This window comes from Phascolarctobacterium faecium (assembly GCF_003945365.1).
Lineage (GTDB): Bacteria > Bacillota > Negativicutes > Acidaminococcales > Acidaminococcaceae > Phascolarctobacterium > Phascolarctobacterium faecium.
Map to the genome: position 1 here is coordinate 783,975 of NZ_AP019004.1, position 21,445 is coordinate 805,419.

The window sequence follows — 21,445 nt, forward strand, 5'->3', positions numbered from 1 at the left end:
AATTGAGGTGAGTCTTATGACACCGGCAGTAAAATGTCTAATCGTTCTGGCAATAGTGGCTTTATTATTTATTACTGAACTTATTCCTTTGGCCATCACTGCTATGAGTGGCGCTATCGCATGCGGCCTTTTGGGTTTTATCCCGGCCAAACAGGTTTTTTCGGGCCTTTCTAATTCAACAGTAGTACTTTTCGCAGGTATGTTCGTTGTTGGTGCTGCCATGTTCCATACTGGTCTGGCACAGAAAATCGGTATTTCTATCGTTAGATTCTCCGGTACCAGCGAAAACAGTTTGATGTTTGGTATCATGATTGTCGGCGCAGGTTTATCTTCCGTTCTGTCTAATACAGGTACGGCAGCCTGTCTGATGCCAGTTGTTCTTGGCATCTGCGCCGCAGCTAAGATCCCGGCTTCCCGTCAGTTGATGCCTTTGGCTTACGCCGCAGGCGTTGGTGGTATCATTACCTTAGTAGGTACACCGCCTAACATTATCGTTTCCGGTGCTCTGACTTCTTTTGGTTATGAGCCATTCTCCTTTTTCGAATTTGCCTGGATAGGTATTCCTCTGACAGTTGTAGCGATCGCTTACATGATGTTTATCGGCAAGTATTTGCTTCCGAAAGCTGAGCTGGATGCGGATCAGGAAATCGAGCAGGAAATCGAAGCTACTGTACATGACAGTAAAAAACAGATCATTTCCGGTTTGATTCTGGCAGTCGTAGTCATCGTTATGGCGCTTGACCTTAAGAGCATCAGTTTGGAAATGGCAGCTATCATCGGTGCGCTGGTTTGCGTACTGACCGGCTGTCTGACTGAAAAACAGGCTTATGCTTCTATCGACTGGGTAACTATCTTCCTGTTTGCAGGTATGATGCCTGTGTCCACTGCAATGGATAAGACCGGTGCCGGTAAATTGATCGCCGAGTGGGCAGTAAGCCTAATGGGTGGTTCTCCTACCCCGATCATTATGACTTCAGTACTGTTTATTATCTCCTGTACTTTGACGCAGTTCATGTCTAATACGGCAGCAGCAGCATTGCTGGCGCCGGTAGGCGTAGCGATTTCCCAGCAGCTCGGCGCGTCTCCGAAAGCAGTACTGATGGCGATCGGCGTAGCAGCATCCTGTGCATTCGCAACTCCGGTAGGCACTCCTCCCTGTACGTTGGTGTTGGGACCTGGCGGTTACAAGTTTATGGACTATGTAAAAGTCGGCGTGCCTTTAGTTATCCTCTGCTTCATCGTTTCCATCATCGTTATTCCGATGGTTTGGCCTTTCTTCCCCGGTTAATTGGGACGACTGAGGAAGAATTGTACATAAATTTCTCCTTTTTAAAAACAGAAAAGCGCTCTTAAGAGCGCTTTTCTGTTTTATCTATATAAAACTATAAATATATCTCTTGTTATAATTATTATCTAACCAATAGTTCGTTAAGCAGTTCTTCAGTTAAATCAAGTTCGGTATAAACGGTAATACCGTTTTGTTTCAATAAAGCACTGGTTACGCCATCACCGTTCATAAGTGTACCGTTAAAATTTCCGTTATAAATTTTCCCTGTACCACAGGAAGGGCTGCGCGCTTTGAGAACCGCAAATTTTATTTGTTTTCTGCGGGCGACTTCCAGAGCAGCTTCAGCACCTTTGATAAAATTTTCTGTAACATTATAGCCAGCATTGTCGTATACTTTAGCAGTGCCGTTAAGAACGTCGCTGCCATCACCGCCGGTAATTTCTGCTGGTAGACGTGGTATAGTAAGCTGTCCCAGGCATTCTGGACAGATCGGTATAAAAAGACCACAATCTTTATATTTGGCAAGCAGTGTGCAGTAATTGCTGCTGCCGTTGTATTTTACTTTTGCTCCTAATAAACAAGCACTTATAAGTAACATAAGCACACTCCTTTACTGATTAAATATTAACTTAAGTGTGAATTTTTGGCAACCTGAATTGACAGAGCATGCCAAAACTGGTAAGGTAATAAAAGGGAATGGGGTACTCCCTAAATGACTTTAGTCGTTTGAACCGCTTAGAGTTGATAAGCTGATGACTTCTGCCGTGTAGGCGAAGTATCGGCTTTTTATTTTTTTGTAAAGGTGGAAGAAAGATGCAGGAATTATTAGCAGTGGCGCTCGGCGGCAGTATTGGTGCCGTAAGCCGTTATTTGGTTACAAATTATATTTTTATACGCTGGCATTGCCACTGGCCTTGGGCTACTTTTATTGTCAATGCGGCAGGCTGCCTGGCAATGGGATTTTTAATGGTGCTGATTACAGAGAAAGGTTTGTTGACCCCTTATTGGCGTTTATTATTGTGCGTTGGTTTTCTGGGAGGATTGACAACATTTTCTTCATTTAGCTATGAATCGCTGACGCTGCTGTCAGAAGGTAATCTGGCAGGTGCTGGTTTGAATATTATTGGCAGTGTTGTCGTGGGTGTTGTTTGTGCTTGGTTTGGTGCAATGGCAGCGCGCTCTTTATAAAAAACAGCCGGCTTTTAAACCGGCTGTTTTTTAGACATTGATATGGTATTATTTTACATTGTTTTTAGCTGTGTTTAAGATAAAAATAGAAGATAGGATTAGGATCATGCCAAGGATTTTAGCAGTTGTCAGAGATTCTCCAAAAATAAAAATGCCAATAGCGGCTGCGACCAGTGGTTCTAAAGTAGCAAGAATAGATGCCTGACCTGCATCTACATCCTGAAGACCGCGAGTGTAAAGCAGATATGGGGCCACAGTACAGATCAAGGCTATGGCAATGGCACCGATAAGAGCACGCAAATCTGCAAGCAAGGTGAAAAGCTGTAATGGTTCAGCCATAGGTAATGCGGCGATGGCCGCAAAATAAAATGTGTAAGCGGTAATTGTAAGTGTGTTGTAACGCCTTAATGCCAGTTTACTAAAAATACTGTACAGGGCATAACCGATACCAGAGGCAAGTCCGAAACCAAAGGCTTCTAAGGTCAATGTCATTTTGCTGCTGAAGATACCAGTAATAAAAGTACAGCCGCAGAAAGTTGACAAAAGTGCCAGCATTTTGCAGCGTGTAAATTTTTCGCGAAACAAAAATATAGAAAGCAGCATTACAAAAACCGGTGCTGTATATAAAAGCAGTACTGCAATAGAGATTGAACTGCTTTCGATAGAGCGGAAATAACAGTAGTTGAAAAAGACCAGGCTGAAAATTCCTGTTCCGATAAAAAGCCAGCTGTCACGCCAGCGGATTTTTAATAACTTAGGATCTATTTTAAAAATAACAGCAGTCATCAGTACAGCTGCAAATAATACCCGCAGAGCAACTATCTGCAGTGGCGAGAAACCGCAGGCGGTTAAAAATTTGAAAAAAAGAGCGATAAGCCCCCATAAGCTGGCACCGGAGATGATCGATATATAAGCGCTTTGTAACATGCTAAACCTTCTTTTTTTATCTAAGATATTTAACAGTTTAGCATACAGCTGATAAAAATAAAAGCACGGCACCGTATAAAAGATGCCGTGCTTTTTATTATAGAAAGGCACAGTAAACTCTGATTAATGCATCAGATAAAAATGGGTCTCAATCAAAGCGTTGAAAAATTTTTTGAATGTCATGATAAAGTCCTCCTTAGTTAAGACGAAAATGTATTTTAATGCTTCGGTGAAATAAGCTGTCTGAAAATTGTAAATCAAAAAATGCATTACCCTATTAATAAATTATAACATAAAATAATAAAAGTGCAATTATTTCACAAAAAAATAACAATTATAAAAACAAAAGTCTTTAACAAGCGGATAGAAAAGAATGCGATGAAACGTCCCAAAGGGACTATAAAAGTCCCTGTATAAACAAAAAATGTATATAAATTTAAAATGCCCGCCAATAATAGCATAATTATTAGCGGGCATACAAAGCTTCAATAAGTTTTCGATTGTAGTAAAAAAACGGAATGAAACTTACAATAAGTTAAATTGAAACAGTTGATTATGATTTTTGTTTTAAAGTGTCAACAGTACAGAAGATTTTTTTGTTCTTTTTATGAGCAGATGGTTTTGATGTGAACCCTTTACCGAAAACGTCGTTGGCATCTTGAATGATCATAAAGCAGCCAGGATCAATATCGCGTACGATCTGTTTGATTTTTGCGACCTGTGTAAGTTTGGCAACAACTAAAAGAACTTTACGCTGCTGATGTGTGTAGGCTCCTTCCGCATAAAGGTAAGTAACGCCGCGTCCAATTACTTCAATTATGCCGTTGCCTATTTCTTCATAATGTTCACTGATGATAATAATGTTTTTCTTGTAATCAAATCCATCTGTAAATGCATTGCAGGTTTTAAACATAACGAAGAAGGCAAGCAGAGTATAAAGCACTGCCTCTAAACCAAAGTAGAAAACGCCAATAAACATTAAAATAATATTGAACATAAAGCCTGTAGTACCAATGCTGATACTGTAATGTTTGTTAATAATCGCGCCGATGATATCAGTGCCGCCGCTGCTGCCGCCTACTCTGTACATCATTGCTGCACCGATTCCATAAATAACGCCGCCTGCAATACAGGCCAGCATGGGGTCATGGACATAAGGCGCTTTTTCAGCTAAGAAATGGAAGGCATCAAGCGAAACTGAAAAAACAAGCATACCATACAGAGCGCTGACAATATAGGACCGATCCATGAATTTATAGGCAGCGACAAATAAAGGTATATTTAAAAGCAGACTGGTAATGCCCATTGGCAGACCAATGAGATAATATAGAATAACAGAAACGCCGCCGATGCCACCGCTGATGAGCTTATTGGGCATATAAAAGGCGTTAATGGCAATACCCATAAGGACGCAGCCTAAGGTGACCATAAGATAGCGATATAAGTGCTGACGCATAAAAAAGCTCCTTTGTGCAAATTTTGCGAATATTGTATACATAGTAGCACTTTTTAGAAAAAAAGCAATGTTGTGGGTTATAGAAATAAGTAAAATTTTTGAAAAAAAGACTGAAAACACAAATAAAACAGAAAAAATTTATAAAAATGTTCGAATTATCTTGCGACTACACGCGAAGCAAGATAAAATATATTGTATACAGGAAAACAATCGAGGCTATATTATGGAAAAAATATATGAAACAGCTTATGCAAAAATAAACTTAGGACTGGATGTGCTGGGCAAGCGTTCCGATGGTTACCATGAAGTACGAATGGTGATGCAGAGTGTTGGTTTGAGCGATGCAGTGGAAATTGAAGAAGGTGAAGGACTTGTGGTTGAAACAGATCATAGTGGTCTTGCCGGCGGTCCTGATAATCTGGCATGGAAGGCAGCGGAGCTTTTAGCCCGTTGCTGTGGTAAAATCCCGAACGTTCATATCAGACTGAACAAAAAAATTTTTTTAGCAGCCGGACTTGCCGGCGGTAGTAGTGATGCGGCAGCAGTGATGCGTGGACTTAGCCGGCTCTGGCAACTGGATTTGACGGCGCCAGAGCTGGAAAAGTTAGCGGCGGAGCTTGGTTCTGATATTCCTTTTTGCATTACAGGTGGAACAGCTCTGGCAGAGGGGCGTGGTGAAATATTAACGGAATTGCCGGAAGCGCCTGAACTACTTTTGGTATTGGCAAAGCCGAAGCTTGAAGTAGCAACTGGCTGGGTTTATGGTAATTTCCGTCAGCAAAAGGTCAATCAAAGACCTGATATTGACGGTATTATAAAAGCTTTGGAGCAGAGTGCGACAGGACTGCTGCTTGAGAGTTGCGGTAATGTTTTGGAAAGCGTTACGATACCTGCGCATCCGGTCATTGCCGAGATTAAACAGAAGATGCTGGCGGCAGGAGCAACGTGTGCTTTAATGTCAGGCAGTGGGCCTACAGTTTTTGCTGTGGCGGAGAAAAAAGAGATAACTGAGAGAATTTTGACAGAGTTGTCAGAGCTTGATCTGGAGACTGCTGTTACTACTACTGTACAAAAGGAGAGGATCTGAAGATGAGTGGGCACCTTAGACCGATTAAACTAGACAGTTACAAACCTCTGCGTGAACTGGTATGTGAAAATATCCGTCAGGCTATCATTGATGGTACTTTTAGTCCCGGTGAGCGTTTAATGGAAATCCAACTGGCCGATGAAATGGGCGTCAGCCGCACTCCTGTACGCGAAGCTATCCGTAAGTTAGAACTGGAAGGCTTTGTTGTAATGATCCCCAGGCGCGGTACTTATGTAGCAGATATTTCTATTAAAGATATCAATGAGGTTTATGAAATTCGTACTTCACTGGATGTTTTGGCAGCAGGTCTTGCTGCAGAACGTATTAATGATGATGAATTGGAAACATTGCAGCGGCTTTTAGTAGAAATCGGCCAGCATATTGAAGAAAATAATATGGATAAAATAGTTGAAGTAGATATTGCTTTCCATGATGTTTTATATCAGGCCAGCCGTAATGAAAGACTGCGTAATATAATTAATAACCTGCGTGAGCAGATTACAGTTATCCGCGGTCGTTCGATGATGTATCCGGGTCGTTTGGCGGATACGATGGAAGAACATCGCGCTCTCGTTGACAGTATTGCTGCCCGCGATGTTGAAAGAGCACAGAATGCTGCACGTATACATCTGGAAAATGCCGAGCATACTTTGCTCAAAGACATGGTTGAAAGTCATAATGAAAAGAAGAATAAAGAATAAAACCGAAAGAGGTTAAGTGGTATGTATAATGCGGTTATTTTGGCCGGTGGGAAAACGCCGTGGCTGCAAAAAGCCGTTGGAACTAATATCAGAGCGCTGGCTCCATTAGGTGGACGGCGGATGGTAGAGTATATTATTGATGCTTTGGATCAAAGCGGACAGATCGGCAGGATCATAGTTGCGGCTGATGGAAGTCAATGGGAGGCGGCAGTATTGCCGCAGCGTGCTGAACTTGTTGCCGTGGAATCCAGTTCAATGCCTGAAACAGCTGCAGCTGCAGCTGCATTATTGCCTGCAAACAGTAAAATTTTATTTGTTTGTGACGATATACCTTTGCTGACCTCTGCGGCCGTGCAGGATTTTTTGAAGCAGACTGAGGCTGTGGAAGCAGATGCTTATTATCCTGTGATTCCTGAAGCTGATTGTGTAAAAGCTTTTCCTGGTGCCGAACGTACTTATGTTACCTTACCTGAAGGTAGATTCACCGGCGGCAATATGATGCTGTTGAATGCTGATGTTATTTCCGGCGGGGTAATAAAAGCCAAAGATATTTTTGCCCGCCGCAAAAAACCTTGGGAGTTGTGCGGTTGGTTAGGTTTTGGTTTTGTGCTTAAATTCCTGCTGCACAGGTTGACTCTGTCAGATATAGAATTGCGGGCGTCAGAGTTGTTGGGATTTAGCGGGAAAGCTGTAGTTTCGCATTATCCCGAGATCGGTATGGATGTGGATAAAGAAGAAGACTGGCAGCTGCTGGAAAAATATTTTAAGAATAGCAAGTAGAAAAGAGGGGCGCTATGGCTCGAGTCAAACGTATGGAACGTGTAGTTGCTTTGACAAAGCAGCTGGTGGACCATCCGTATCAATTGTTTTCATTTACTTATTTTTGTAAAAAATTTGAGGTTGCTAAATCGACCTTAAGTGAAGATGTTTTAGCTGTGCGTGCCGGATTGGAAGCCTATGATTTGGGTAGGGTTGAAACTTTGGCTGGCGCTGCCGGAGGAGTGCGTTTTATTCCATGTCATTCCGAAAAAGCTAATGAGGAATTTTTAACAGAGCTGGCTTTGCAGCTGGCTGAGCCAGAAAGAATATTGTCAGGCGGTATGATCTATATGACAGATCTGCTGTTTAAACCGCAGCTGGTAATGCGTTTGGGGGAGATTATAGCTCAGCGTCTGCGGCATTTAGAGCCGGAATACATTATGACTGTGGAAACTCGTGGTATACCTTTGGCAGTTTTTGTTGCTCGTGCTTTTAATATTCCGGTGGTTATGGCCCGACGTGTTGGACAGATTACTGAAGGTTCTACGGTAAGTATTAATTATGTGAGCGGTTCATCCAAACAGATTCAGACAATGGCTTTGCCGAAACGTGCTTTACCAAGTTCCGCGAGGGTTTTGGTGATCGATGATTTTATGAAGGCCGGCGGTACGGCACGTGGAATGGCAGAACTGGCGGAAGAGGTTGGTGCCAAAGTTGTAGGAAAAGCATTTTTCATTGCGACGCAGGAGCCGGAAAAGAAAATGATTGATGATTATACGGCTTTGTTTGTTTTAAAGGATATTGATACAGAAAATCGGAAGATCGATATCAGTCCGTTATGAGGGGATGTAAAAAATGACAAAAGATCAGGTAACTTTGAAAGATGTGGAAGCTGCTTCCAAACGATTGGCAGGTGTAGTGCATAAAACACCTTTGGAAAGCAGTCATATTTTTAGTGAAATGGCAGGGTATGAAGTACTACTGAAGTTGGAAAATATGCAGCGTACAGGATCGTTTAAAGTACGTGGAGCCTCAAATTGTATTCAGACCTTAACTAAAGAACAGCAAGCACATGGCGTTATTGCCGCTTCGGCGGGAAATCATGCGCAGGGCGTGGCGTTAGGAGCTCAGGCTGCTGGTATTAAAGCAACTATTGTTATGCCTGAAGGAGCGCCGCTGGCGAAAGTTGAAGCTACAAAGGGTTATGGCGCTGAGGTTGTCTTAAAGGGTGGAGTTTATGATGAGGCTTCTGCAGAGGCTGTACGTCTGCAGAAGGAAACAGGTGCAACTTTAGTTCATGCTTTTGATGATCCGGCGGTAATTGCAGGACAGGGAACGATTGGCCTGGAGATTTTAGAACAATGTCCGGATATACGGTCAATAGTTGTTCCTATTGGCGGTGGAGGTCTTTTGGCGGGTATTGCCACAGCGGTTAAATCTGTAGCGCCGCATGTCAAAGTGTATGGCGTTCAAGCTAGTGGTGCCCCGGCAATGTATTTATCCAAGCATGCTGGCAAGTGGGTAGAAACTCCGGAAGCACAAACGATTGCTGATGGTATTGCTGTAAAATCTCCTGGTAAAATCACTTTTGACTTGATTCAAAAATATGTTGATGATATTTTTGTAGTTAAAGACGATGATATTGCGGCGACGATACTGCTCATGATGGAGCGGGCGAAGATGATCAGCGAAGGTGCCGGTGCTATTGGACTGGCAGCTATGCTGCATGGTAATATTCCCCACGCGGATAAAACTGCGGCTGTTATCAGCGGTGGTAATATTGATGTAAATATGATTTCCAGGATTATTGAAAACGGCTTGGTAAAATCGGGGCGTCGTATTAAGCTGTTGACACATCTGACTGACAGACCCGGCGAATTGCGTCGTTTTGTTTCGTATATCGAAGAGTATAAAGCTAATATCGTTTATGTTTATCATGAGCATGCTGGACGTAACCTGCCTATTGGTCAGACACAGGTAGAAATGGATCTGGAAACACGTGATCACGCCCATGCGGAAATTTTGGTGGCGGCTTTGCGTCGTGCTGGTTATCGAGTAGAATTACTGTAAAAATTATAGTTGTTATTTTAGAAGCGGAGGTTTATCCATGTCAGAGTTAGTGGCGGTTATTTTAGCGGCAGGCAAAGGAACCAGAATGAAGTCCAAGTTGCCGAAGGTTTTACATAAAATTGGCGGAAAACCTATGCTGCAGCATGTACTTGATGCTGCTGATGCAGCAGGGGCTGCCCGGAAGGTAGTGGTCGTGGGTCATGAAGCAGAACTGGTAGAAGCAATGGTTGGCGAACAGGCACAGATGGCTTTGCAAGCTGAACAGCTTGGTACTGGACATGCAGTGATGCAGACGGAAGCTGTTTTAAAAGATTTTTGCGGTACGGTAATGATTATTTGCGGAGATACGCCGTTATTAGAAGCAGCAGAGCTTAAAAAGTTTTATGAAGGCCATGTAGCGTCACAGGCCGCAGCAACAGTATTGACTGCTTTCATGGACGATCCAGCAGGGTATGGACGGATTATACGCGATGCAGACGGCAACGTTTTGGGTATTGTAGAAGAAAAAGACGCTGTCTTAGAACAAAAAGCAATCAAAGAAATCAATACAGGAATTTATTGTGTAGAGGCGCCGTTGCTTTTTGAGGTGCTTGCTACTTTAACTTGTGATAATGCGCAGGGTGAATATTATCTGACCGATGTTCTGGCAAAATTGAACGCAATGGGTAAAAAAGTCGGCGGTGTTGCTACTGCTGACAGCGATATGATCATGGGCATCAATTCTCGCCGCCAATTGGCAGAAGCAGAAAACATTATGCGTCAGCGGATTCTGAATAAACTGATGGATGACGGTGTAACGATCATGGATCCTGCCAGTACCTTTATCGAAAAAGGTGTTGAAATAGGTCAGGACACTGTTATTTATCCATATACCTGGTTGGAAGGGACTACGAAGATCGGTGAAGATTGCCAGATTGGTCCTAATGTTCGGTTGACAAATGTCAGAATCGGGAATACTGCGGAACTGCAATTTGTTTATGGACACGACTGCGAAGTACAGGATAACGTTGTGATTGGTCCTTATGTGCATTTGCGCCCTGATACTGTTATTGGCGATAATGTGAAGATCGGCAATTTTGTGGAAGTAAAAAATTCTCATGTTGGTACTGGCAGCAAGCTGCCGCATCTCAGTTATATCGGTGACAGTGATATCGGCAGTTCTGTCAATATTGGCTGTGGATGTATCACTGTAAATTATGACGGGAAGAAAAAACATCGCACTATTATTGAAGATAATGCGTTTGTCGGCTGCAACAGCAATATGGTTGCTCCTGTTACAATTGGTGCCGGAGCTTATATTGGAGCAGGATCTACGATCACTAAGGATGTACCGGAAGATGATTTGGGTATTGCCCGTGCGAAACAGAAGAATATTGAAGGCTGGGCTGCAAAATACCGCAACGGCTGATTTTACATAAAAAAACGGTTTTTAGTACTTGTGGATTTGTAGCTAATAGTTGTATACTATTAATGATTAACTAAACCTTAAACATTCTTGGAGGGATGGGACAATGTTGTCAGATGAGAATAAACTCAGAATTTTTTCCGGTAATGCCAATCCTGATTTGGCACGAGAGATCGCCGCTTATTTAGGTACTACTGTTGGCGATGCCGTTATCAACCGCTTTAATAACGGCGAAGTACAAGTAATGATAAATGAAAGCGTGCGCGGCAAAGATATTTTCATCGTGCAACCTACCTGTGGCCCGTCCGTTAATGATAACGTTATGGAACTTTTGATCATGGCGGATGCTTTTAAACGTGCTTCTGCCAGCCATATTACAGCAATCATACCTTATTACGGTTATGCACGCCAGGACCGTAAAGCCCGTGGGCGTGAGCCTATTACCGCCAAGTTGATGGCTGACCTGTTGGAATCGGCAGGAATTACCCGTGTCGTAACTATTGATTTGCACGCTGCTCAGATTCAAGGCTTCTTTAATATACCTTTTGACCATATGCCCGGCGGTCCGATTTTGGCAGAATATATCAAAGAAAAAAATCTTGACGATATGATTGTGGTTTCCCCTGATCTTGGCGGTGTCAGTCGTGCCAGAAATATGGCTGAACGTCTGAACTGTGGTCTGGCTATTATTGATAAGCGTCGTCCTGAACCGGGCGTAGCCGAAGTAATGAATCTGATTGGTTCTGTAGAAGGTAAAACTGCTATTTTAGTTGATGATATGGTTGATACAGCAGGGTCTTTGACAGAAGGTGCCCGGGCTTTGAAGAAATTTGGGGCCAAAGAGATTTATGCCTGCTGTACACATCCGGTTCTTACTGATCCGGCCTTAAGCCGTATTGCGCAATCAGATATTACAGAGTTGGTTGTTACTAATACTATTCCTCTACCTCCTGCTAAGAAACATCCGAAAATTAAGGTTCTTTCGGTGGCACCTATTCTTGCAGAAACTGTATTACGTATTTTCAACGACTGGTCTGTCAGCCAGTTATTTGAAAAATAAGAAGTTTATTTAAGCATTTAAAGAGGCTTGTCCCTGCGGGCAAGCCTCTTTAACATAAGTTAGGAGAAGGTTATGCGACTTATTTATATAATAGGACTGCTGACAGTTATCGGTACGGGTGCTTTATGGTGCGGCTGGTATGGTATGGTCAGGCGCAGAATTGCCGCCATGTTGGCGGCTGTCTCTATACTTGCTGGAGGAGTACTGCTGTTACTGGCAGTTTTACCTGATTATAGTTTTTACGGTACAACTGTAATACATAATTTCGCTGCCGGTAAAAATGTGGCTTTAACTTTTGATGATGGTCCTTATCCCCCTTATACAGATGAACTGCTAAAAATATTGGAGCAGCGTCAGGTCAAAGCGACTTTTTTTATGGTTGCTGAAAATGCTGAAAAGCATCCTGAACTGGTGGCGAAGATTGCTGCGCAGGGGCATGAGATTGCTTTACATGCATTGAAGCATCGTGACTTTTTGAAATTGAGTTTAGCGGAGCAGCAAAAAGATATTGCTGCAGGCAAGAGGATTTTGGAAAAGCTGAGTGGACAGAAAATCACATTAATGCGTCCGCCGCATGGGTTTCGCGATTGGGCTGTGATTGATACACTGCAGAAAAATGGTCTGACAGCAGTTAACTGGTCAGTGATACCGCGTGATTGGACAAACCCTGGAGTTTCAGTTATCGTTGACCGGATAATGGAACAGATGCATCCGGGGGCTATCATTCTGCTGCATGATGGTGACAGTCCTAAATACGTTGCGTCCAGAGAAGAAACAATACAGGCAGTATCAGTCATTATCGACAAACTGCGTGCGGAAGGGTATAATTTTGTTACCGTCAATGAACTGATGCAAAAAGGAGAATGACATGAAACTTATTGTTGGTTTGGGTAATATCGGAAAAGAATACGAAGCTACCCGTCATAATATTGGCTTTATGGTGCTGGATGAACTGGCCCGCCGCTGGGGTGTAAATACTTGGAAGAATGACCGCAATGCTCTGTGCGGGGAATATCGCATACCTGAAAAAGTACTGCTTTTAAAGCCGACGACATATATGAATCTGAGCGGTGTTGCAGTAGGTGCCTATGCGAACTTTTTCAATGTTGATCCGCAGGATATTGCTGTGGTTCAGGATGATCTTGACTTGCCGACAGGGCAGGTCAGAGTTCGCCGCAAAGGAAGTGCTGGTGGACATAATGGGATTAAATCCGTGCAGGAACATTTAGGAACAGGTGAATTCCCGCGTTTCAAAATTGGTATCGGGCATCCTGCCCATAATAATAAAGCTGTGGTCAAGCATGTTTTACAGCGCTTTGGTGCTGAAGAACAGGAGCTTGTAGCGGAGGCAGTGGGGAAAATGGCGGATGCTTTAGAGTTGTGGTTGCAGGGAGATATGGATGCTGTAATGCAGGAATATAATAAAAAGCCGCCTAAGCAAAAAGCAGAGTCAAATGAAACTGTTAAAGAATAAATTTGGTATAATTTCAAATATTTTTCTTTGTCTGCTGACGAATCAGATGTATACAGAATAAAAAATAGCAGGCTCTGCTGTTGTGGTTACAAGTGCAGCGCCTGCTATTTTTGCTGGCCGATTTATTTTTTATGTTTATGGCGCTCATAGCGCAGACGTCCTTCTTCAAAGGCGCGTTTTTCTTCTTCTGTTTCCAGAGTCAGTTCTGGTACTTTGGTGGGACGGCCTTTTTTATCAAGCGCTATCATAGTGAAGAATGCAGTCAAAGCCCGTTTTTTACCTTCTGTTTCCAGGTCTTCGACTTCTACTATTACGACTATTTCCATGGAGCTATTGCCGACATAGACTACCTGTGCTGTACAGATAACCAGATCGCCGATAAAAATCGGCAGGTGGAATTCTACTTCGTCTACCCTGGCTGTAACGACATTAGTACGTGCATAGCGGCGTGCCGTAGCATAAGCCGTAGAATCCATCAGCTTGATGATCTCGCCTCCGTGGATATTGCCGGCTACATTGGCCTGATGCGGCATCATGACCTCGCTGATGACGAGTCTGCTTTCAGAGGATGTTTTTTTCAAGATTTAGAACCTGCCTTTCTTATAAGTGAAAAGATCAAGAGCTGCATAGCTCAAACTTTGTTTATTTACGTGCACATTAAAAAGAGTGCTGCATCCTGAAATGCTTGCTGCGCTTATTATAACCCTTCCGTAGTTGTGGTGCAAGCAGGTAAAAGTAAAGTTTCTGAAAATAGTTCTTGCATAGCTAGGGGTACTATGGTATACTTTATAAGCGTTAATATAGAATTATGATGTATAGTCATATAATAGTTAGACAGTAAAGTGAGGTGCAATCAGAATGAAACAAAACATCCATCCGAAATATGGTGAAGCTAAAGTAACCTGCGCATGCGGCAATTCTTTTATGAGCGGCAGCGTTAATCCGGAATTGCGTGTTGACGTTTGCTCTAAATGTCATCCGTTCTTCACCGGCCAACAGCGTAACTTAGCTGCTCGTGGCCGTATTGAAAAATTCAACAAACGCTACAATGTAGAAGAAAAATAATTACACCCACAGCAGAGCGAAAGCTCTGCTGTGTTTATATCCGAAACTTTTAGGGAGATATTGTCATGGAAAAGAAACCTAATGTTGGCGGACAAGCTGTTATTGAAGGCGTGATGATGAGGGGAAAGGATAAAATTGCTGTAGCTGTAAGGCAGCCGGATGGGGAAATTGCTATTGATGTTGGGCCGGCTAACAGTATTACAGACAAGTATCCTTTTTTGAAAAAACCATTGCTGCGCGGCGTAGTCGCCCTTTGTGAATCTTTATATCACGGAATGAAGGCGCTGGCTTATTCGGCACAGGTTTCCGGTGAAGACGATGAACAACTTGATAGTAAGGAAATGGCTATGACGATCGCATTTTCGATTGTTTTGGCTGTAGTTTTGTTTATTATCATTCCTACTTGGTCAATGCGCTTTTTGAATGCATGGACTCATGACCATATGATTTTGAATTTAGCCGAGGGCGCATTGAGGATGCTGATTTTTCTCGGATATATAACTGCTATTTCTTCGATGAAGGATATTCAGAGAGTGTTTCAGTACCATGGTGCTGAGCATAAGACGATTTATACTTATGAGGCAGGTTTACCGCTGGAAGTAGCGAATGTACGTCAGTTCAGTACACTGCATCCACGCTGCGGCACTAATTTTCTGATGATTGTAATGCTGATCAGTATGTTCGTTTTCACCTTTTTAGGGTGGCCGAATCTGTTTGAACGTATTATGTCACGGATTATTCTGATGCCGGTTATTGCTGGCGTAAGCTATGAGATTATTCGCTATGCAGGGTCGCACATTGATTCAGCCTGGGTTAGAACAGCTATCTTTCCGGGCCTTTGTCTGCAGAAGCTGACGACACGTGAGCCTGACGACTCTCAGATTGAAGTGGCAATCGCTTCGCTTAAGGCTGTGCTGCCGCCTGAAGAATTGGCAGAAAAGCAATCTACAGGAGAAAACAATGCTGGATAAATTACAGGCAATTGAAGATAAATATCTTGATTTAGAGGCTAAGATCAGTGATCCTGATATCATCGCTGATCAAAAAGAATGGCAGAAGTGTACTAAAGCTCATGCTAAGCTGACTGATATCGTAACTGTTTTCCGCGAATATCGTGATTTGGTAAAAGCAAAAAATGATGCGGAAGAGATAATTGCTGCTGGCGATGACAGAGAACTGACAGAAATGGCTTATGATGAATTGAAAGAGCTGAAGCCGCAGTTGGCTGTATATGAAGAACGGTTAACTGTTTTACTGTTGCCATCTGATCCCAACGATGATAAAGATGTTATTGTAGAGATACGAGGCGGTGCCGGCGGTGACGAAGCCGCTTTGTTTGCAGGCGTACTTTTTAGGATGTATACCCGTTATGCAGAAGCTAGGGGCTGGCGCATTGAAATTATGGATTCCAACCCGACTGAATTGGGAGGCTTTAAGGAAGTTGTTTTCCAGATCTGTGGTGACGGTGTTTATGGCCGAATGAAATTCGAAAGCGGCGTACATAGGGTTCAAAGAGTACCGGAAACTGAGTCACAGGGACGTGTGCATACTTCTACTGTTACGGTGGCAGTACTGCCTGAGGCTGAAGAGGTTGATGTGGAAATCAATCCTGCCGACTTAAGGGTGGATACTTATCGTGCAGGCGGTGCAGGTGGCCAGTATGTCAATAAAACTGAATCAGCAGTGCGGATCACGCACTTACCGACAGGTATCGTAGCTCAATGCCAGGATGAAAAATCACAGCTCAAAAATCGTGAAAAATGCATGCGCGTTCTGCGTGCCAGAATTTTGGAGAAGGCGCAGGAGGAGCAGCGGGCGGCTACGGCTCAGGACCGTAAAAGCCAGGTTGGCACAGGCGACCGCAGTGAACGTATACGTACCTATAATTATCCGCAGGGTCGTGTGACCGATCATCGTATCGGGCTGACTTTGCATAAACTTGATATTGTGCTCAACGGCGAGATGGATGAATTACTGGACGCGCTCCTTACGGCCAAACAGAGCGAGCAGCTGCAGCAGGTGAAATAATATGGAAAATAAACCCTTATGGACGATTACAAGGGTTTTGGAATGGACAAAGCAGTATTTCGCAAATAAAGGGATCGAAAATCCGCGTTTAGATGCTGAAATACTGCTTTGTGCTGTTCTAAAATGCGAAAGAATAACTTTATATGTACATTTTGATCAACCGTTGGATGATACTGAGTTGGCTGAATATCGCAGTTATGTTACGCGGCGCGCTAACCAGGAACCATTGGCGTATATTTTAGGAACCAAAGCTTTTATGAAGCACAGCTTTAAAGTTACTCCTGCAGTACTGGTTCCGAGGCCTGAAACGGAATTGCTGGTAGAAAGTGTTGCTAAGGCTGCTGTGGGAGCGGGTGCTGAAAATTTACTCGACATTGGTACAGGCAGCGGTGCTATTATAGTATCATTGTTGGATCTTTTGCCGCAGTCAAGAGGTACGGCTGTCGATATTTCATCTGCTGCATTGGTTGTTGCTGGCGAAAATGCCGAAAATATCGGTGTCGGTGAAAGATTGACGTTAGTTGAATCTGATCTGTTCAGTAAGCTTGATTATAATAAAAAATTTGATATTATTGTTTCAAATCCTCCTTATATTCCGGCTGCGGCTATTGCAGGTCTGGCAGCCGATGTGCAGAAGGAACCCCTTGGAGCTCTGGATGGGGGGGCTGACGGACTTGATTTTTATAGAAGAATCGTTTCCGGCTGTGAAATATGGCTTCAGCCGGACGGGTTGCTGGCTTTTGAAGTTGGCATCGATCAGGCGCAGTCGGTTTGTCAGTTATGCCGCCAGGCTGGACTAATAGTAACGGCAGTGCGTAAGGATTATGCAGAAATAGAACGTATGGTTTTTGCGACGAGAGAAGGTACTTATTATGCAGACCATTTACTGGAATTTACAAGCTGATAATGAAACAGAAATTTTAAAGGCAGCGGGTTGTTTATTAAGGCAAGGCGAAGTAGTTGCTTTTCCTACGGAAACTGTGTATGGTCTGGGTGCTGACGGACTGAATGGTACAGCTGTGGCTAAAATTTTTGCAGCCAAAGGACGCCCAGTTGACAACCCTTTGATTTTACATATTGCCAGAGTAGAGGATATTTTGCCGCTGACAAGTGGACTTACTGCTAATGCCCGGGCATTGATGCAGTCATTTTGGCCAGGACCGCTGACTTTGATCGTAGCTAAGTCTGATTTGATACCTGACGAGGTCAGTGCCGGGTTAGACACAGTAGGTGTAAGAATGCCTTCGCATCCTATAGCAGCAAGGCTTATCAAAGAGACAGGTCGCCCTATAGCAGCTCCTTCAGCGAATATTTCTGGTAAACCAAGTCCTACGGACGCTTCTGCTGTTTGGGACGATATGCAGGGGAAAATAGCTGGTGTAATTGACGGCGGCAGTTGTGGTATTGGTGTCGAATCGACTGTAGTAGATACGACTTCAGCAGTACCGATGATATTACGTCCTGGCGGAATTACCCGTGAAATGTTGGAAGAAGTTTTAGGAGCAGTAGAGATTGATCCGGCGCTTGAAGGAAAGGGTGATTTTAAACCTAAAGCACCTGGGATGAAATATAGGCACTATGCTCCGCAGGCAGCAATGTATTTATTTGAAGGTGAAGCTATCAGCAATATGCTGCCTATAGTGACGGCGACTGCCGCTCAGGGCATTAAAACAGGTGTTTTATGCAGTGAAAAAATTGCTGTTCATATTCCTGAAACTGAAAATATCTTGGTAAGCTCGTGGGGGCAGGATATTGAAAGCCTTGCAGAAAAGCTTTATAGTCTGCTGCGTGGTTTCGATAAACAGAATGTACAGATGATTTTTGCTGAGGGTGTCAGTGAAGACGGTTTGGGGCTGGCAGTAATGAACAGACTTCGTAAGGCGGCAGGTTATCAAATTGTAACCGTAGTCAACGGAAGTCTTTGTTCAAAAAGCGGTACGCTTTTGCCTGAATTTATGTTAAAATAACATTATGATTTAATTTGTTTAAAACATGAAAAGTGTATAGAAAATATTTAGAGGTGACTTATATGAAAATCGCGGTTGGCAGTGATCATGGCGGGATCCATTTAAAAAATCATATCAGGGAGTATCTGACTGCTAAAGGTATTGAAGTGCTTGATTGTGGTACTTATACGGAAGAATCTACAGATTATCCCGATTATGCGGCTAAAGTCTGTCAGGCTATTAATACAGGCGAAGCCGAACGGGGTATTTTGGTTTGTGGTACTGGTATTGGTATTTCTATTGCTGCTAATAAAATTCACGGTATCAGAGCGGCTTTGTGCGGCGATGTATTTTCTGCCCAAATGAGCCGTGAGCATAATAATGCAAATGTGCTGTGTATGGGTGAGCGCGTTATTGGCGTGGGACTGGCAGAAATGATAACAGATACCTGGCTGCAGGGTGAATTCGCAGGTGGACGTCATGAACGTCGTGTTGACAAAATAGCTGCCCTGGAGGCGATGCGGTAATGCATACTGCAGAAATAGCTGCACAGGTAACAGCTGCGGCACAGGAGCTGTTGCAAATAGGTGCGGTCAAAGCAGGGCAGGTTTTAGTTGTTGGTTGCAGTACCAGTGAAGTGATTGGTGATAAAATAGGTACTGCTGGCTCCATGAAAGTTGCTGAGGCGATGTTTGCCGCATTAATTAAGGTGACTGAGGTGCATGGAGTTTTTTTAGCGATCCAGTGCTGTGAACATTTGAACCGTGCTTTGGTTACGACAAGGTATGCTGCAGAGAAGTATGGCTGGCAGGAAGTTACTGTGCGGCCTGTACAGCATGCAGGCGGCGCAATGGCGACAGCAGCATATGAAAATTTTGTGGAACCCATTATAGTTGAAGCAATCTCGGCTCATGCGGGCCTTGATATAGGGCAGACGCTGATAGGTATGCATCTTAAAAGAGTTGCCGTACCTGTACGTTTGTCGGAATCTAAGATCGGCGAGGCTGTGCTCACCGCGGCATGGACGCGTCCTCCTTTAATCGGTGGAGAACGTGCCAAATACCCAAGATAAAATATTGATTTGGAGGGAGTAATTATGAATCTGGAAAAATTAGCTGCTGTCGATCCTGAAATTAATGCTGCTATTTGCGAGGAGCTTGGTAGGCAAAGAAATAAAATAGAATTGATCGCATCCGAAAACTTTGTTTCTCCTGCAGTAATGGAGGCGATGGGTACTGTTCTGACTAATAAATATGCTGAGGGGTATCCCGGACATCGGTATTATGGCGGCTGTGAATATGTCGATAAAGTGGAAATACTGGCTATAGAACGTGCAAAGAAACTATTCGGTGCTGATCATGTCAACGTACAGCCACATTCTGGCGCTAATGCAAATACTGCTGTTTATTTTGCCTTTCTGAAGCCAGGTGATACTATCATGGGAATGAATCTGTCTCAGGGTGGACATTTATCACATGGATCGCCAGTAAATATTTCCGGCAGTTATTATAACGTAGTTCCTTATGGTGTTGATCATGATACTGAGACTATTGATTACGATGCTTTGGCACAAACTGCTGCTGAAACAAAACCTAAAATTATCGTTGCTGGTGCCAGCGCCTATTCCCGAATCATAGATTTTAAACGTATGTCAGAGATAGCGCATAGTGTCGGTGCTTTACTGATGGTTGATATTGCGCATATTGCCGGACTTGTAGCCGCTGGTTTACATTCCAGCCCTGTGCCTTATGCGGATATCGTTACGACAACTACACACAAAACACTGCGCGGTCCGCGCGGCGGCCTGATTATGTGTAAGGAACAGTATGCTAAAGCTATTGATAAGGCAATATTCCCTGGTATTCAGGGTGGTCCTTTGATGCATATTATTGCTGCCAAGGCAGTTGCTTTTGGTGAAGCGTTAAAACCTGAATTTAAAGTATATCAGCAGAATATTCTTGATAATTGCAGAGTATTCGCGGAAGCTTTGCAGGAAGAAGGATTCCGTATTGTTTCAGGAGGTACTGATAATCATCTGATTCTGGTTGATGTACGCGGTCAGAAGCTGACTGGTAAGATAGCAGAACATTTATTAGATGAGGTTGGTGTAACCTGCAATAAGAATACGATTCCGTTTGATCCTGAAAGTCCTTTTGTTACAAGTGGTATCAGGTTGGGTACTGCTGCCGTCACTACACGCGGTTTTAAACAGGAGGATATGCGTGAGGTCGCCGCAATCATTGGTTTAGTTTTGAATAATCCTGAAAATGAGGAAAAACATAAGGAAGCGGCAGCTAGGGTAGCGGGTTTATGTGCTAAATATCCTATGTATCCCGGCTTCTAAATTCAGGAAGGAGATTTTAATGATGCAAGTTACAGTTGTAGATCATCCGCTTATTAAACAAAAAATTACTAAAATGCGTGCGGAACATACTTCTTCACGTGATTTTCGTGAATGTCTGGATGAAATAGCAATGCTTATGACTTATGAAGTGGCTAGGAATCTGCCGTTGCAGGAAGTTGAAGTTGCCACTCCGGTAGCTAAAACTACAGGGTATAAAGTAGCCGGCGATATTTTTGTTGTGCCTATTTTAAGAGCTGGTTTAGGATTGCTGACAGGCGTATTGAAGATGATTCCTGATGCACGGGTAGGTTTTATTGGTTTATATCGTGATGAAGAAACTTTAAAGCCGATTGAATATTACTGCAAACTTCCTGATAATAAAGATGGCGTGACGATTGTGGTTGATCCGATGCTGGCAACCGGAGGCAGCGCTGCTGCTGCGATTTCGATGCTGAAGGCGCGCGGTTTAAAAAATATTCGTTTTATGTGTTTGGTGGCAGCTCCTGAAGGAGTAAAGGTTATGAATGATGAGCATCCTGATGTGCCAGTTTATACTGCCGCCTTAGATGAAAAACTTAATGAACATGGTTATATCGTTCCCGGACTTGGCGATGCCGGTGATCGTATTTTTGGTACACATTGATGTA

The 21,445-nt window shown here is 43.3% G+C and carries 24 protein-coding genes and 1 riboswitch; of the genes, 20 read left to right on the top strand and 4 right to left on the bottom strand.

Annotated elements, in window-relative coordinates:
- Nucleotides 1-16: 16 nt before the first annotated feature.
- A complete protein-coding gene (locus tag PFJ30894_RS03830; protein ID WP_046430226.1) occupies nt 17-1,288 on the top strand; it encodes an SLC13 family permease in 1,272 nt (423 codons plus the stop codon).
- Between the two features lie 121 nt (nt 1,289-1,409).
- Here the strand turns inward: PFJ30894_RS03830 and PFJ30894_RS03835 are convergent, their stop codons facing one another.
- Complete coding sequence (locus tag PFJ30894_RS03835) at nt 1,410-1,886, bottom strand: DUF523 domain-containing protein (RefSeq protein WP_021718146.1); 477 nt, start codon at nt 1,884-1,886, stop codon at nt 1,410-1,412.
- Nucleotides 1,887-1,971: 85 nt separating this feature from the next.
- Nucleotides 1,972-2,057: riboswitch (Fluoride riboswitch) on the top strand.
- 44 nt (nt 2,058-2,101) lie between these two features.
- Here PFJ30894_RS03835 and crcB point away from each other — a divergent pair.
- Nucleotides 2,102-2,476, top strand: a complete 375-nt coding sequence (crcB, locus tag PFJ30894_RS03840; protein ID WP_021718147.1) for a fluoride efflux transporter CrcB — start codon at nt 2,102-2,104, stop codon at nt 2,474-2,476.
- A gap of 48 nt (nt 2,477-2,524) precedes the next feature.
- Here the strand turns inward: crcB and PFJ30894_RS03845 are convergent, their stop codons facing one another.
- Entirely contained in the window at nt 2,525-3,403 is an 879-nt protein-coding gene (locus PFJ30894_RS03845; RefSeq protein ID WP_021718148.1) for a DMT family transporter, read from the bottom strand.
- A 553-nt stretch (nt 3,404-3,956) separates the two neighbouring features.
- Nucleotides 3,957-4,859 carry a YitT family protein gene (locus PFJ30894_RS03850; protein WP_021718149.1) on the bottom strand — a complete coding sequence of 301 codons (903 nt, stop codon included), beginning with the start codon at nt 4,857-4,859 and terminating at the stop codon, nt 3,957-3,959.
- A 223-nt stretch (nt 4,860-5,082) separates the two neighbouring features.
- On the opposite strand from PFJ30894_RS03850, the gene ispE reads away from it, so the two are divergent.
- The 9 genes from ispE (at nt 5,083) to pth (ending at nt 13,415) form a co-directional block, all read left to right on the top strand.
- The gene (ispE, locus tag PFJ30894_RS03855; protein ID WP_021718150.1) at nt 5,083-5,946 is read left to right on the top strand and encodes a 4-(cytidine 5'-diphospho)-2-C-methyl-D-erythritol kinase; all 864 of its coding nucleotides are present in this window, start codon (nt 5,083-5,085) and stop codon (nt 5,944-5,946) included.
- A gap of 2 nt (nt 5,947-5,948) precedes the next feature.
- Entirely contained in the window at nt 5,949-6,647 is a 699-nt protein-coding gene (locus tag PFJ30894_RS03860) for a GntR family transcriptional regulator (RefSeq protein ID WP_021718151.1), read from the top strand.
- Nucleotides 6,648-6,668: 21 nt separating this feature from the next.
- Nucleotides 6,669-7,427: a nucleotidyltransferase family protein gene (locus PFJ30894_RS03865; RefSeq protein WP_021718152.1), complete on the top strand. Its 759-nt coding sequence runs from the start codon at nt 6,669-6,671 to the stop codon at nt 7,425-7,427.
- A 14-nt stretch (nt 7,428-7,441) separates the two neighbouring features.
- The gene (purR, locus tag PFJ30894_RS03870) at nt 7,442-8,248 is read left to right on the top strand and encodes a pur operon repressor (RefSeq protein WP_046430236.1); all 807 of its coding nucleotides are present in this window, start codon (nt 7,442-7,444) and stop codon (nt 8,246-8,248) included.
- 13 nt (nt 8,249-8,261) lie between these two features.
- Entirely contained in the window at nt 8,262-9,476 is a 1,215-nt protein-coding gene (ilvA, locus tag PFJ30894_RS03875; protein WP_021718154.1) for a threonine ammonia-lyase, read from the top strand.
- A gap of 37 nt (nt 9,477-9,513) precedes the next feature.
- Nucleotides 9,514-10,884 carry a bifunctional UDP-N-acetylglucosamine diphosphorylase/glucosamine-1-phosphate N-acetyltransferase GlmU gene (gene glmU / locus PFJ30894_RS03880; RefSeq protein ID WP_021718155.1) on the top strand — a complete coding sequence of 457 codons (1,371 nt, stop codon included), beginning with the start codon at nt 9,514-9,516 and terminating at the stop codon, nt 10,882-10,884.
- 103 nt (nt 10,885-10,987) lie between these two features.
- Nucleotides 10,988-11,941 (top strand): ribose-phosphate diphosphokinase, encoded by a 954-nt coding sequence (locus PFJ30894_RS03885; protein WP_046430241.1) that lies wholly within the window; start codon nt 10,988-10,990, stop codon nt 11,939-11,941.
- 72 nt (nt 11,942-12,013) lie between these two features.
- Nucleotides 12,014-12,808, top strand: coding sequence for a polysaccharide deacetylase family protein (locus tag PFJ30894_RS03890; RefSeq protein ID WP_021718157.1), 795 nt, complete (start codon nt 12,014-12,016; stop codon nt 12,806-12,808).
- Between the two features lies 1 nt (nt 12,809).
- A complete protein-coding gene (pth, locus tag PFJ30894_RS03895; protein WP_021718158.1) occupies nt 12,810-13,415 on the top strand; it encodes an aminoacyl-tRNA hydrolase in 606 nt (201 codons plus the stop codon).
- 122 nt (nt 13,416-13,537) lie between these two features.
- Here pth and PFJ30894_RS03900 read toward each other — a convergent pair whose 3' ends face one another.
- A complete protein-coding gene (locus tag PFJ30894_RS03900) occupies nt 13,538-13,951 on the bottom strand; it encodes an acyl-CoA thioesterase (protein ID WP_049896902.1) in 414 nt (137 codons plus the stop codon).
- A gap of 322 nt (nt 13,952-14,273) precedes the next feature.
- Between PFJ30894_RS03900 and rpmE the strand changes: the two genes are divergently transcribed.
- The 9 genes from rpmE to upp all read left to right on the top strand — a co-directional run bounded on the left by rpmE (nt 14,274) and on the right by upp (nt 21,441).
- A complete protein-coding gene (rpmE, locus tag PFJ30894_RS03905; RefSeq protein WP_021718160.1) occupies nt 14,274-14,480 on the top strand; it encodes a 50S ribosomal protein L31 in 207 nt (68 codons plus the stop codon).
- 65 nt (nt 14,481-14,545) lie between these two features.
- Nucleotides 14,546-15,451 (top strand): DUF1385 domain-containing protein, encoded by a 906-nt coding sequence (locus PFJ30894_RS03910; protein WP_021718161.1) that lies wholly within the window; start codon nt 14,546-14,548, stop codon nt 15,449-15,451.
- A complete protein-coding gene (gene prfA, locus PFJ30894_RS03915) occupies nt 15,441-16,508 on the top strand; it encodes a peptide chain release factor 1 (RefSeq protein ID WP_021718162.1) in 1,068 nt (355 codons plus the stop codon). Before PFJ30894_RS03910 ends, prfA begins: the two co-directional genes overlap by 11 nt.
- A gap of 1 nt (nt 16,509) precedes the next feature.
- A complete protein-coding gene (prmC, locus tag PFJ30894_RS03920; protein WP_125669107.1) occupies nt 16,510-17,412 on the top strand; it encodes a peptide chain release factor N(5)-glutamine methyltransferase in 903 nt (300 codons plus the stop codon).
- A complete protein-coding gene (locus tag PFJ30894_RS03925; protein WP_113077766.1) occupies nt 17,381-18,475 on the top strand; it encodes an L-threonylcarbamoyladenylate synthase in 1,095 nt (364 codons plus the stop codon). Before prmC ends, PFJ30894_RS03925 begins: the two co-directional genes overlap by 32 nt.
- A gap of 62 nt (nt 18,476-18,537) precedes the next feature.
- A complete protein-coding gene (rpiB, locus tag PFJ30894_RS03930; RefSeq protein WP_113077765.1) occupies nt 18,538-18,981 on the top strand; it encodes a ribose 5-phosphate isomerase B in 444 nt (147 codons plus the stop codon).
- Nucleotides 18,981-19,526: a TIGR01440 family protein gene (locus PFJ30894_RS03935; protein ID WP_125669108.1), complete on the top strand. Its 546-nt coding sequence runs from the start codon at nt 18,981-18,983 to the stop codon at nt 19,524-19,526. The genes rpiB and PFJ30894_RS03935 overlap by 1 nt, the downstream gene beginning before the upstream one ends.
- A gap of 24 nt (nt 19,527-19,550) precedes the next feature.
- Nucleotides 19,551-20,798, top strand: coding sequence for a serine hydroxymethyltransferase (locus tag PFJ30894_RS03940; RefSeq protein ID WP_125669109.1), 1,248 nt, complete (start codon nt 19,551-19,553; stop codon nt 20,796-20,798).
- A 22-nt stretch (nt 20,799-20,820) separates the two neighbouring features.
- On the top strand, nt 20,821-21,441 hold the full coding sequence (upp, locus tag PFJ30894_RS03945) for a uracil phosphoribosyltransferase (RefSeq protein WP_044491850.1): 621 nt from the start codon (nt 20,821-20,823) through the stop codon (nt 21,439-21,441).
- The last annotated feature ends 4 nt before the right edge of the window (nt 21,442-21,445 follow it).